At 53.7% G+C, this 10,558-nt stretch carries 19 protein-coding genes; 12 read left to right on the top strand and 7 right to left on the bottom strand.

Features of this window, described 5'->3' with window-relative positions; all coding sequences use genetic code 11:
- The 7 genes from IOB61_RS13030 to IOB61_RS13000 form a co-directional block, all read right to left on the bottom strand.
- The coding region (locus IOB61_RS13030; protein ID WP_290817446.1) for a hypothetical protein at positions 1–601 on the bottom strand (601 nt) is incomplete at its 3' end.
- A complete protein-coding gene (locus tag IOB61_RS13025; protein ID WP_290817443.1) occupies positions 594–1,127 on the bottom strand; it encodes an HNH endonuclease in 534 nt (177 codons plus the stop codon). The genes IOB61_RS13030 and IOB61_RS13025, both read right to left, overlap by 8 nt.
- Positions 1,124–1,483: a hypothetical protein gene (locus tag IOB61_RS13020; protein ID WP_290817441.1), complete on the bottom strand. Its 360-nt coding sequence runs from the start codon at positions 1,481–1,483 to the stop codon at positions 1,124–1,126. The genes IOB61_RS13025 and IOB61_RS13020 overlap by 4 nt, the downstream gene beginning before the upstream one ends.
- Positions 1,483–2,085: a pentapeptide repeat-containing protein gene (locus IOB61_RS13015; protein ID WP_290817438.1), complete on the bottom strand. Its 603-nt coding sequence runs from the start codon at positions 2,083–2,085 to the stop codon at positions 1,483–1,485. Before IOB61_RS13015 ends, IOB61_RS13020 begins: the two co-directional genes overlap by 1 nt.
- A 2-nt stretch (positions 2,086–2,087) precedes the next feature.
- Positions 2,088–2,279 carry a hypothetical protein gene (locus IOB61_RS13010; protein WP_290817436.1) on the bottom strand — a complete coding sequence of 64 codons (192 nt, stop codon included), beginning with the start codon at positions 2,277–2,279 and terminating at the stop codon, positions 2,088–2,090.
- Positions 2,280–2,715: 436 nt separating this feature from the next.
- The gene (locus tag IOB61_RS13005) at positions 2,716–2,889 is read right to left on the bottom strand and encodes a hypothetical protein (RefSeq protein WP_290817433.1); all 174 of its coding nucleotides are present in this window, start codon (positions 2,887–2,889) and stop codon (positions 2,716–2,718) included.
- An 11-nt stretch (positions 2,890–2,900) separates the two neighbouring features.
- The gene (locus tag IOB61_RS13000) at positions 2,901–3,650 is read right to left on the bottom strand and encodes a LexA family transcriptional regulator (RefSeq protein WP_290817430.1); all 750 of its coding nucleotides are present in this window, start codon (positions 3,648–3,650) and stop codon (positions 2,901–2,903) included.
- A gap of 78 nt (positions 3,651–3,728) precedes the next feature.
- Here IOB61_RS13000 and IOB61_RS12995 point away from each other — a divergent pair, with 78 nt between their 5' ends.
- The 12 genes from IOB61_RS12995 to IOB61_RS12940 all read left to right on the top strand — a co-directional run bounded on the left by IOB61_RS12995 (position 3,729) and on the right by IOB61_RS12940 (position 10,473).
- A complete protein-coding gene (locus IOB61_RS12995; protein WP_290817427.1) occupies positions 3,729–3,983 on the top strand; it encodes a YdaS family helix-turn-helix protein in 255 nt (84 codons plus the stop codon).
- A gap of 111 nt (positions 3,984–4,094) precedes the next feature.
- Positions 4,095–4,367: a hypothetical protein gene (locus IOB61_RS12990; RefSeq protein WP_290817424.1), complete on the top strand. Its 273-nt coding sequence runs from the start codon at positions 4,095–4,097 to the stop codon at positions 4,365–4,367.
- A complete protein-coding gene (locus tag IOB61_RS12985; protein WP_290817421.1) occupies positions 4,364–4,861 on the top strand; it encodes a DUF1064 domain-containing protein in 498 nt (165 codons plus the stop codon). Before IOB61_RS12990 ends, IOB61_RS12985 begins: the two co-directional genes overlap by 4 nt.
- 256 nt (positions 4,862–5,117) lie before the next feature.
- Positions 5,118–5,540, top strand: coding sequence for a GIY-YIG nuclease family protein (locus tag IOB61_RS12980; protein ID WP_290817417.1), 423 nt, complete (start codon positions 5,118–5,120; stop codon positions 5,538–5,540).
- Positions 5,540–6,268, top strand: a complete 729-nt coding sequence (locus IOB61_RS12975; RefSeq protein WP_290817414.1) for a hypothetical protein — start codon at positions 5,540–5,542, stop codon at positions 6,266–6,268. Before IOB61_RS12980 ends, IOB61_RS12975 begins: the two co-directional genes overlap by 1 nt.
- A complete protein-coding gene (locus IOB61_RS12970; RefSeq protein WP_290817411.1) occupies positions 6,265–6,627 on the top strand; it encodes a hypothetical protein in 363 nt (120 codons plus the stop codon). Before IOB61_RS12975 ends, IOB61_RS12970 begins: the two co-directional genes overlap by 4 nt.
- Positions 6,624–7,523, top strand: coding sequence for an AAA family ATPase (locus tag IOB61_RS12965; protein WP_290817408.1), 900 nt, complete (start codon positions 6,624–6,626; stop codon positions 7,521–7,523). Before IOB61_RS12970 ends, IOB61_RS12965 begins: the two co-directional genes overlap by 4 nt.
- A complete protein-coding gene (locus IOB61_RS12960) occupies positions 7,520–7,756 on the top strand; it encodes a hypothetical protein (protein WP_290817406.1) in 237 nt (78 codons plus the stop codon). Before IOB61_RS12965 ends, IOB61_RS12960 begins: the two co-directional genes overlap by 4 nt.
- A complete protein-coding gene (locus IOB61_RS12955; protein WP_290817403.1) occupies positions 7,753–8,103 on the top strand; it encodes a hypothetical protein in 351 nt (116 codons plus the stop codon). The genes IOB61_RS12960 and IOB61_RS12955 overlap by 4 nt, the downstream gene beginning before the upstream one ends.
- Positions 8,100–9,881: a DNA cytosine methyltransferase gene (locus IOB61_RS12950; RefSeq protein ID WP_290817400.1), complete on the top strand. Its 1,782-nt coding sequence runs from the start codon at positions 8,100–8,102 to the stop codon at positions 9,879–9,881. Before IOB61_RS12955 ends, IOB61_RS12950 begins: the two co-directional genes overlap by 4 nt.
- The gene (locus tag IOB61_RS12945) at positions 9,878–10,000 is read left to right on the top strand and encodes a hypothetical protein (protein WP_290817399.1); all 123 of its coding nucleotides are present in this window, start codon (positions 9,878–9,880) and stop codon (positions 9,998–10,000) included. Before IOB61_RS12950 ends, IOB61_RS12945 begins: the two co-directional genes overlap by 4 nt.
- Positions 9,997–10,473: a nuclease domain-containing protein gene (locus IOB61_RS12940; RefSeq protein ID WP_290817397.1), complete on the top strand. Its 477-nt coding sequence runs from the start codon at positions 9,997–9,999 to the stop codon at positions 10,471–10,473. Before IOB61_RS12945 ends, IOB61_RS12940 begins: the two co-directional genes overlap by 4 nt.
- Positions 10,474–10,558 lie beyond the last annotated feature (85 nt).

Below are 10,558 nucleotides of genomic sequence, written 5' to 3'. Positions count from 1 at the left end.
TGTAGTTGCCAGTGTTGGTCGCTGCGCTGTAGTTGCCAGTGTTGGTCGCTGCGCTGTAGTTGCCAGTGTTGGTCGCTGCGCTTTGGTCGCCAGTGTTGGTCGCTGCGCTGTAGTTGCCAGTGTTGGTCGCTGCGCTTTGGTAGCCAGTGTTGGTCGCTGCGCTGTAGTTGCCAGTGTTGGTCGCTGCGCTTCGGTCGCCAGTGTTGGTCGCTGCGCTTCGGTCGCCAGTGTTGGTCGCTGCTTGTGGAATCGTCGCGTCAATCTGCGATATCACCCACGAAACCATGTGGCCGACTAGCTGCGGAATTGATAGTTCGGCTTTGATGTGAATCTTTGCCGATGCGATCTTGCTATCGCTGCCGTCGCGGTGAATCTCGCCCGAACACTCGACCAGCGCGAATGAGTGCAGCAGACCGCCATCACCTACGGGCGGGTAATAACCAAAGACCTCTAGCGGAACCTCACAAGCATGAAACCCGCTGCCGCACGCTTTAACCGCGCCCTTGTGCTCATACGACTCACCAACGGCGTATTGATATTCGCGACACTGCCACTTGTGATCAAAGCCCTTAAAGGCAATTGGTGGTTTTGAATCAGACATAAGGTTTCCATTCATCGGGGAAGTTGGTGGGATGATATTTTTTTTGTGCAGTCAAACGAGCGAAAAGCGCGCTTTTCGCATCGGGGAAACAACCAAGAAATATCTCTTTGCCGTCAACAAATATTCGCGCCCGCCACGGATTTGTTTTCCTACGGCGGTCAAAATTAACGCCGCGAATTCCTGTTTTGCTTGTGCAATTAGCGTTACTCTTATTTAGTAAATTCACTCTTTGCGGAACGTCGCGTAAGTTGGCAAACTTGTTGTTTGATGGGTTCTGATCTTTGTGATCAATTTGACCAACTGAAAATTGACCCGTAACAAACAGCCAGGCCAATCTGCCAGCGTGATAAAGGGAACCATCAACGCGAATAACCAGATAACCATCTGGCCTGAAAGCGCCAGCAAAATCGCCAACCTTTACTCGGTTGCTTAATGGTACTAACCAAGTAAAAACACCTGATTCCAAGTCGTAGCTCAAAACCTCTCTAAGCCTATTTGCCGTCAAAATATTGCGGGCGATTTTCATAGGTATCGCCTCCACTGGTTTGCAAAAGAACAATTCGGTGGAGCACCCTTAAACAGCGGCGCAATTTGAGCGTCTTGGTATCCGGCTAGGCCGCACCCTATGCGCGTCACAAAAAACTCGTCCGTACAGCTCGCGGCAAAGTCGAGAAAAACTTTGATGTGGGGCTCAATGCGATCAAGCGGCATGGCTGCGCCGTGAACGCCAGCCAAGTTGCTGCCAAAGACAAATATCTGTTGGCCTGTTGGCAGTGTGCCGTCAATGTGAAACTTCATACCGCCCTCACCGTCACACTTGCCGCGATCCCATGCGTCGATAAAAGCGTGTACTCGCGCTTGAGACTGTTTCGCGGCGTCCATCAATATTTCTTCCCGCCATCGGCGGTGCGGTTCTCCGGCTTGTGGTCTGCGCGCCTGGCGTTGTATTCCAACTTCTCGGCAATCGCGCCTGCAACGTCGTAGCCCATGCCACCGGCCATGTCGAATATGCGAATGACGGCATCAGCTAGTTCAACCTCAACCATCCGGCGATGCGGTAACTTGTCGTCCATCAGGTTTTTGCGGTGGCCCTCCATTGCTTCGCCAAGTTCGGACACAACCAACATCAACAGTTCTGGCACGTTCTTCTTGCCAACAAGCGATTCGCCAGTTTTAAGGTCTGTCCACCAGCCGCTTGCTTCGGCAATGCTGTGGCAGCCGTGCGTTAATCGCGTTGCGGATTCGATGATTAGCTTCTGACTAATATCGGCCTCCTTTAAAGCCTCGCGTTTGACCCCGCGCAAATCGGCACCGCACAAATCGGCCCCGCGCAAATAGGCCACGCGCAAATCGGCCCCGCGCAAATCGGCCACGCGCAAATCGGCATTGCCTTTAACTGCCAACTCCAACGCAACCCTAATACTGTTCGCATCAGCCTCAAACAACACCCTGCCGTTGATTCTGTCTTTAATTTGAATACTCATTGCTACCTCGCAAAATAAGCTGTTGTCATCACAATCCCGTACAGACTGAGCGCCCATACGAGTCCGGTGTAAATCTGTTTCGCCTTGTCATATCCAGCTTGATAGCCCTCGATCTTGGCTACCGCTGCTTCATTGTTAATGCGGTTCTTTTCGCGGCGTTGTGATAGGTCTGCTAGGTTTGAGGCGTTATTCATAGCAGCACCACTAACCAAGCGAGAACGCCAAAAAAGAACAACACGGCTAAATCTTCGTCAAACTTATCCACGCTTATCTCCAGAAAAATCCGCAGCCCGTTCGCTCGGCTTGCGCGCCCGAAGTTCTCCTACACTCAACAACAACATCAACTAACCATCCCTGCTAATTGCTCTTGCTGCTATCGCCTTTCGGCTAACCTCTACTGCCCTCCTCTGCTATCGCCTGACACCGCCGACTAATCGGGCTTACGTGGGGCTGTACGGCTGATTCGTGCTACCCGATCCGGCTTTGGTAATCGCTGCGGTGTTTTGCTGCGATGGGGCTAATTATCAGCAATGCTATTTATCTTGTCAAGAGCATTGCTAGTGATTTATGCAAAAAAAATACCCGCCAACAAATAAATGCGGCGGGTAGCGGGTGATTGTGCCCAGTTATCTAGGTCTTGATGCTCGATGGGCATGGTTTAGCGCCCATATTTAACACTGTGCCGTTGTCGTATTCACACATCTGATTACCGTTTTTATCGAACCACTGACGTTTCAGATAGGCGGTTCCTGCAAAGGCGGGTAGCGCGATAAGCAATACTGATGCTGCAATGACTCGTTTCATACATAACCCCATCATAGTAATTTGCGCGAGGGCGGTCGCGCCTCCGTTACAACACCGATCACCCGCAGCTCCGGCGAATCAATCTCAATCGCCTGGTACTGCCTGTTCAACGGTTTTAGATACCATCGCCCACCGTCATACGTCAGTTTCTTGAACGTCGCAGACTGAGTGGAAACATCTTTTGCGATGACGAAATTACCCGCGCGCGGTGCAAGATCGGGGTCTACAAAGATAAGCCACCCTTCGGGGATTCCCTTATCTGTGCCGTCGTCCATCGAGTCACCTTCTACTACATGAGCCCAACCCCTCGGCCCTAACTTTTCTTGTGGCGATTCCCAGCGATCACCTTGCCACACCTCTGGTACGTAGTCGATTTCTTTCATTGCCCCCGCCCTTATTAGGGTTATCACCGGCACGGCCTTTCGTGCTAGTGGGGCGGATTTGATGTTTGAGCTTGACGTAGGTTCTTTGCTCTCCAGCGCAATCCCCTGTTGGCGCATGTTCGTTGCGTAACTGGCAACCATCGCAGCAAGTTCGTCTGCAAGACGAGGGCTGAAATCTTCAATTTGGCAGTTAAGGCCGCGCGCAAACTTCACAGCGGCATCTTTGTTCAGCGGTCTCTTGCCGTTCAGATATTGCCAAACCATGCCCTGCGAGCCTATTTGGTACAGGTCGCCAAAGGCTTGTTGCGACATTGTTACCCGAGCTTTGTAAATCCGTTTTAAGGCTGATGCTTCTTGGGTATTAGTCGCCTCGCTCATAGCGCAATTATTCGCCAGCCCACGAAAGATAAAAATAGCAGTTGACAAGCATTTAATAGCGGTGCTACTATTTTCACCATGAGCTCGAAAACTAATATTCTGAAAATTCAACGGCTGGTAGCCAGGCGCGCCAAAACCCTATCAATGTCCGAGGCCGCTGTGCGTCGAGAAATTGCCGCAGCTTGCAAAACATCGCCGGACTTTGTGTACCAGTGGTGCAACAGGATTCGCCCGATCCCGGCGCAGTTTGCTATCCCGCTCGAACGCTTCTTTGGTGCTGACGTATATCCGCGTGAAGAAATTGCACCGGACGTATTCAAGGACGCCGCATGAACCCCTCCATCGCTCATAACGGTTTCCGATGCGGCTCCTCCCGTACCGGTGATGCAAGCGATGGTTTCGCCTTGGCCGAAAGGCCGAGGCTTTTTTACATGGAGTAATCGCATGAGACACATCGCTCAAGTAGATATGACTCGTTTTGCGCGACCGAAAGTGATCGGGGCTAATGGGCCGATTGATGTTCCATTACGCACCGACGTTGACGCCCAAACCAAGACCGCATTTATGCGCCTTGCCCGTGAGCGTAAGCCGGACGGCAAGCCCTCAGAGCGCACCCCTGCGGCGTATTTACGGGAACTGGTCGAGAGAGAAGTACGGTTGTCCATGATTAGCACTATGCCCCGCCGTGCGGCTGATTTGACGACGGATAACGTATGAACCAGCTACGCATGTCACCAGAAGAGTTCACAGCGCACCAGGCGCGTGTGAAGGGCGGCGTACTGGCTGCGCTTGATTTAGGCATGGCGAAGGCCACCAAGAAAGCTACGGCGAAATTTGGCAACGACAAGGTGGAATTTGACGGCGAAGTGTTCGACTCGAAACGTGAGCTTGCTCGATACCAAGAGCTTCGTTTAATCGAGAAGTCCGGGACTATCCGCAACCTGCGCACCAAGATCAGCTACGAAGTCACGCCATTTTTTCCAGCGACCGAAGACCGACAAAGCCAACGGGCAACGTACTTCATCCCAGACTTCACTTACGAAGAGTTCTACAAAGGGAAGTGGCGGACGGTCTGCGAGGATGTGAAATTTTCAACTCATGCAACGGGATTGTCCAAGGCAAGTTTGAAGAAAACGCCAGCCTACAACCTGTTTCGCTTGAAGTCAAAGCTGCTTTACCAGCAACAAGGAATCTTTACCAAAGAGGTTTAACGCCGAGACTAGGAGACCGGCAGAGACGCAAGCCCTTATGCGATGTTGGGGGGCCACTGAGGTAAGAGATCGGCACACGCACTGAGGCATTAGACACGATGTAAGCCCTCTAGGAGCCGGTAGTACCCCACCGAAGGCATGGATAGGTGGGAGTTTTACAGATTGCTTCACCCGCAGCAGGGAGGCATCCCGTCATGTGTAACGAATCCACATGACACGCTGCGGTCCTATTTTTGATTCGTTGAAAGGTTCGTGCATGGTTGAGAAAGGTTTGATTTACACGACAAGTTTCAGCCCTCGCTCGGTTGAAACGCAGCATCGCCGCGTTATGGAAATACGACCGAATAGGTGGCATTTGTTTGAACTGCTGACAATGGATAGCCCACTTCTTCCGACTTGTGCGGGAGTTTATGTCGTTTATTTCGATGACGAGCTTGTGTACGTTGGAAGTTCTAACAACGTCAGAAAACGCCTGCATGAGCACAAATTCAAATATGGGTACGCGAATAACTTTCGATCGTCTTGGGGCGTGGCTACTGAATCAACGCGCGTGTTTGTAAAGGTCAAGCCGTCTAGCCGCGTCGGGCAATGGGCTATGGACGAAATCAGGCTGATCAATCGCCTTCGGCCAAAAGGCAACACGATTTTTAGCGCCGTGAAGATAAAGAAAGCTGCCTGATGGCGCGCGCTAGAAATCTCAAGCCCAGCATCTTTAAGAACGAGCTGCTAGGGCAGGCCGACCCAATCCTTACGCTGTTGTTTCAGGGGTTGTGGACGCTTGCAGATCGTCGCGGGATTTTAGAAGACCGGCCGCTTCGCATTAAGGCTGAATTGTTCCCATACCGTGATGGCCTAGACGTTAACGGTTATCTAACGGAACTACAACGGTTAGAGTTTATTGAGCGTTTTACTGCTCGAAAACTTGCCTTAATTTACATCGTCAACTTCACGAAACATCAGTCGCCACACCCAACCGAAAAGCCAAGCGATCTGCCTGACTTTTTAGACAAAGAGGAGCCGAATCAATCATTTAGCGAATCGCCCGTTATAACTCCGTTATCTAACGGAAGTGAACACGTTGTAGCCGCGCTGATTCCCTATTCATTGACTCCTGATTCCCTCAAGGGTGCATCAACGAAAAAGCAAACCTCAAAAACTTTCGTGTTGCCGGATTGGATTCCTAAAGACCAATGGCAATCGTTTGAGGAAATGCGAAAGAAAATGCGGAAGCCGATGACTGATCGCGCCAAGGAGTTGATCGTCGCGGAGTTGCACAAGCTATGCCCTGACCAATCTGGGGCCGGCCAAATTCTTGACCAAAGCGTTCGCCATTCTTGGCAGGACGTCTACGCTCTCAAGGAAAAAAACGGCACCGATCATCAAACCGCATGGGCGGGTGCGCTATGAGCTACGACGTCGAAGTTACCGTAGGTTGCAATCCGACTGGCCGTATGCCGTCACGCCGCTATCGGCCGAATCAAGATTGGTCTTGGGCTGAAAAACATCTTATGCACATTGTCGCGCCAACCGTGAAACATGCGGCGCCAGCCTTGCTAGACATCGTTCCGCATGTCGATTACTTGTGCCTGTACGACCATGACAACGGCTGGTATTGGGCTCGGTTCAAGTGGGCTGAAACGACCACGGATGACGAGGTTCGGAAGCAATGGGCGCGATTCAAAAACCCGACTGGAAAAGACATTGCGATTCAGCGAATCCCTGAAAACTTCCCTACGTTGCCGGCGTACTGCTGGAGCACAAGATGAGCACAATCATCCCCGAAACACTCGACCTTTCCGACTATTTGGAAGACCGGCATGAAGGCGAGCACGTTCGGCCGGCGAGTTACTTCCGCGATCAGGTCAAACACTTTTTTCATGGTGGCGGAAACACCGAAGGCGCATTACTGCCGTGGGCGAAAACCCATGAAACCATTCGGCTGCGCGCGGGTGAAGTCTCGTTGTGGCATGGCGAAAACTATTCCGGTAAGACGACGCTGACCAGTCATGTCGCGGTACACCTGATTGCGTCCGGCTGGAAGGTGTTGGTGATCTCGCTCGAAATGCCACCGCGCACAACGCTAGGGAAAATGAACCGGCAGACCATTGGCGTACATCAGCCTTCAATCGAAGGTGTTGATACGTTCCACGACTGGACGGACGGGAAGTTATGGGTTTACGACCGTCGCGGTTCGGTGCAATGGGACAAGATCATCGCGGTCATTCGATACGCGCAGGACAAGTTCGGCATACAGCATGTATTTGTCGACAACCTGATGAAGTGCGTTCGTGGTGAAGACGATTACAACGGGCAAAAGGATTTTGTAAACGCGCTCTGTACCGTCGCCCAAGACACCAACATTCACGCCCACCTGATTCACCACACCAAGAAGCCAGCACACGGCGCGGGTGTGCCTGGTCGGTATGACGCCAAGGGGTCGGGATCGATCTCTGACCAAGTGGACAACGCTTTCGGCGTATGGCGCAACCGTAACGACAACAAGGCTATGGCAGAGCCGGACTGTGTTGTGAACTGCGACAAACAACGTCATGGCGAATGGGACGGCAAATTCTCCTTGTGGTTCGATCAGGCCAGCCAGCGGTACTCGGAAGGGCAGACGTTCCAGCGTAGCAGCTATATCCGCCAGTTGAGGGCCGCATGAAACAAATCACCCTTACCGAAATCCGTGTTGACTGGCAGCGCGCCGCGCTGAATATCCGCAAACACGTTTCGCTTTCACGAGCGTCAAAAATGATGGGCGAAAACGTAGGCTTCCTTGCACAAATCGCGCGCGACGAAATGAAAACAGAACCACGGTTTTCCAAGGCGCTCAAGATCCTCGATCTGCATACAGAGCTTTGCGGAGAAGAAGCGACGAAGGGTTTGCGGCAATGAACCAGCAACTAACCATCTTCGACGCCATCGAGCGCGGCAATCGCGGCATGACCCTAGCCGCTGAAAAAGCAGACAGAGAGTACGAAGGCTGGACAACGCTTGCCTATGCGTTTCTCAAGCGCTTCATTGCCGAACGCAAACAGTTCTGGCCGTGGGAATTGGTAGATGCGTCAGTCGAATACGGACTCGCTCAACCGACAAACCTACGGGCATGGGGCGGCATCTACCAGCGCGCCGCAAAAGCCGGATTGATTTTGCAGGGAACCGAGCTTGCGAAGCACCCAAAACGGCATGGAACCAAGGTGCCGGTGTGGCTGGTTGTGAGAGCAATGCGGGAGGCGGCGTGAGGTACATCAGCCTTTTCAGTGGGATTGAGGCTGCGAGCGTCGCGTGGAAGCCGCTCGGTTGGGAGTGTGCAGCCGTCGCAGAGATTGAGTCGTTCCCGAGTGCGGTTCTGGCGCAGCACTACCCGACTGTGCCGAACTTGGGCGACGTCACCAAGATCACAAAAGAACAAATCCGCAAGCTCGGTCACATCGATGTAGTGATCGGCGGATTTCCTTGTCAGGATTTATCAGTTGCCGGCAAACGTGCTGGATTGAGGAATGAGGATGGAAGCGCAACTAGGTCTGGACTTTTCTTTACCGGAATGGAGATTGCAGAATGGTCCGGCGCCCGATTCGTCGGCGTCGAAAATGTCCCTGGTCTATTCTCAAGCAACAAGGGCAGAGACTTTGCTGCCGTGGTTGGAGAAATGGCTGGGTGCGAATTTGACGTACCGGGAGACGGCTGGGAAAACGCCGGTTTTGCTGTCGGCCCGAAAGGGTTGGTCGAATGGGCAACTCTGGATGCACAAATCGTCCGAGTGGAATCACATCCCCGAGCCGTACCACAGCGCAGAAGGCGTGTCTTCATTGTCCGAGATTCTGGAAACTGGACAAGTAGACCGCCGCTATTTATTGAGCGCGAAAGCCTGTGCTGGCATACTCCGCCGCGTAGAGAAGCGGGGCAAAGAATTGCCGCCTGCACTGCGCCAAGCCTTACAGCAAGTGGTCGCGGCGTCGAGCGAACTGGAGAGAGTCGTGTACAAGATCCAGTCATCGCTGTCCCCGCAACCGTAGGCGCACTAACAGACGGCGCTCACATGTGGGGGGGGGGCTTAACGGCCAAGACGCCTACTCAGGGCGGATATTCCCTGTTGCCGGAAACGGCGGGGTGCCTACAGGAGCGCGACGCGAAGGGAGCGGACTCCGACACGAAGCCGGGACATCTGATTCCGGTACAAACCGGGGGCGGCTTCGATGTTGCTCACTCGCTCAAAGCCGAAGGGTTCGACGCATCCGAAGACGGCACGGGGAGAGGTACGCCGTTGGTGCCGGTTGCAGGCGCGATCTGCAAGGATAGCTTTTCAGGCGGTGCAGGCGGTCGGCCGGAAGGCGCGGCAGCGGGACATTTTGTGCCGGTGGCGATCCCCGGCAACGTGATCGGACGCAAGCCCGAGAACGGCGGCAATGGTACCGGCGCGGACGATAGCGGCGCGATGTATACGCTGACGAAGACAGACCAGCATGCGGTTCTTGCATTCAGCGCCAAAGACCACGGAGCCGACGCACAGCTAGACCTATCGCCAACACTCCGCGCGGGCGGTCATAGCGGTAGCCATGCGAATGCAGGGGTGATGCCGGCGGTGGCGTTTGAATCCCGCTTCGCCCGAAACGACCGAGGCGCGCCGTCAGAAGTCGTGCCGCCACTCAAGGCGCAATCCGGCGAAACGGGCAAGGGTGATGCAGCGCCGTTGGTGTTAGCGCCTGCAATCGGCTGGAGCGAAGAGCTTACCGCGCACGAAAACATTGGCGCGACATTGCAACGCGGCGGACAGGGCGGACGGCATGACGGGGTGATGACCCCAGCCATGCAGGTCAGACGCCTAACTCCCGTCGAATGTGAGCGACTTCAAGGCTTTCCGGATGGCTGGACTGATGTTCCTTATCGCGGCAAACCCGCTGCTGACGGTCCGCGCTACAAGGCGCTGGGCAACAGCATGGCGGTGAACGTGATGCGTTTCATAGGAGAGCGCATTCAAGCCGTCGAAGCAATCTCCCAAGAACAGGAGCAAGCGGCATGACCGACATTCGCAACTGGCTTTTGTCCATCTGCCTGGTGCTGCTGATCCGGCAGGGCTTGGCTATCTTCTGGCCTACCGTGAAATTAGCAGCGCATAGATTTTGGAAAAGTAAGCGATGAGCACACAGCTTGAAAACCGACCGATCATTAAAAAAGGCGTGAAGTACAAACGCGCCCCACGGAACACAGGCGCACTCATGTTCCCGAAACAGGATATGTACCGGAACCAGAAGTTGCTCGACCTGGCCAAGGGAATGCCCTGCACATTGCTGATCACAGCCGGTCCGCACGACCCCGAGCATTCAGTATCTTGCCATTCCAACAGCAGCCGACACGGTAAGGCGAAATCGCAGAAAGCGCACGACGCATATCACGCGCACGGATGCGCTGCATGCCACCACGAACTCGACTTTGGCAAGAGCCTATCGCGGTACGCGCGCGAAATGATCATGGCTTGGGCGATGCAGCGCACGCGGCAGAACTTGATTGAGCGCGGTTTGATCGACATTGGTAAGTGTGACGCCGTATCGCTGGTGACGGATGATTCTTATTGGCTCCAATGCTGGCGTAGCGGGGAGATAAGAGTTGCGTGAACTGTTCAATGTGCACAAACACCCGCCAATCATCCGACCCCAAGCTACGCGAATGGATGGACAAGCGATCAATGGCTTTCTGCCA

The sequence above is a fragment of the Aquidulcibacter sp. genome (assembly GCF_020253525.1).
Classification (GTDB): domain Bacteria; phylum Pseudomonadota; class Alphaproteobacteria; order Caulobacterales; family Aquidulcibacteraceae; genus Aquidulcibacter.
This window is presented reverse-complemented; position numbering and strand designations above follow the sequence as displayed.

What these genes read in the sequence shown, in the direction of transcription:
- IOB61_RS13025 (WP_290817443.1), bottom strand. Translation starts at nt 1,127, where the DNA reads ATGAAAATCGCCCGCAATATTTTGACGGCAAATAGGCTTAGAGAGGTT.
- IOB61_RS13020 (WP_290817441.1), bottom strand. Translation starts at nt 1,483, where the DNA reads ATGGACGCCGCGAAACAGTCTCAAGCGCGAGTACACGCTTTTATCGAC.
- IOB61_RS13015 (WP_290817438.1), bottom strand. Translation starts at nt 2,085, where the DNA reads ATGAGTATTCAAATTAAAGACAGAATCAACGGCAGGGTGTTGTTTGAG.
- IOB61_RS13010 (WP_290817436.1), bottom strand. Translation starts at nt 2,279, where the DNA reads ATGAATAACGCCTCAAACCTAGCAGACCTATCACAACGCCGCGAAAAG.
- IOB61_RS13005 (WP_290817433.1), bottom strand. Translation starts at nt 2,889, where the DNA reads ATGAAACGAGTCATTGCAGCATCAGTATTGCTTATCGCGCTACCCGCC.
- IOB61_RS13000 (WP_290817430.1), bottom strand. Translation starts at nt 3,650, where the DNA reads ATGAGCGAGGCGACTAATACCCAAGAAGCATCAGCCTTAAAACGGATT.
- IOB61_RS12995 (WP_290817427.1), top strand. Translation starts at nt 3,729, where the DNA reads ATGAGCTCGAAAACTAATATTCTGAAAATTCAACGGCTGGTAGCCAGG.
- IOB61_RS12990 (WP_290817424.1), top strand. Translation starts at nt 4,095, where the DNA reads ATGAGACACATCGCTCAAGTAGATATGACTCGTTTTGCGCGACCGAAA.
- IOB61_RS12985 (WP_290817421.1), top strand. Translation starts at nt 4,364, where the DNA reads ATGAACCAGCTACGCATGTCACCAGAAGAGTTCACAGCGCACCAGGCG.
- IOB61_RS12980 (WP_290817417.1), top strand. Translation starts at nt 5,118, where the DNA reads ATGGTTGAGAAAGGTTTGATTTACACGACAAGTTTCAGCCCTCGCTCG.
- IOB61_RS12975 (WP_290817414.1), top strand. Translation starts at nt 5,540, where the DNA reads ATGGCGCGCGCTAGAAATCTCAAGCCCAGCATCTTTAAGAACGAGCTG.
- IOB61_RS12970 (WP_290817411.1), top strand. Translation starts at nt 6,265, where the DNA reads ATGAGCTACGACGTCGAAGTTACCGTAGGTTGCAATCCGACTGGCCGT.
- IOB61_RS12965 (WP_290817408.1), top strand. Translation starts at nt 6,624, where the DNA reads ATGAGCACAATCATCCCCGAAACACTCGACCTTTCCGACTATTTGGAA.
- IOB61_RS12960 (WP_290817406.1), top strand. Translation starts at nt 7,520, where the DNA reads ATGAAACAAATCACCCTTACCGAAATCCGTGTTGACTGGCAGCGCGCC.
- IOB61_RS12955 (WP_290817403.1), top strand. Translation starts at nt 7,753, where the DNA reads ATGAACCAGCAACTAACCATCTTCGACGCCATCGAGCGCGGCAATCGC.
- IOB61_RS12945 (WP_290817399.1), top strand. Translation starts at nt 9,878, where the DNA reads ATGACCGACATTCGCAACTGGCTTTTGTCCATCTGCCTGGTGCTGCTG.
- IOB61_RS12940 (WP_290817397.1), top strand. Translation starts at nt 9,997, where the DNA reads ATGAGCACACAGCTTGAAAACCGACCGATCATTAAAAAAGGCGTGAAG.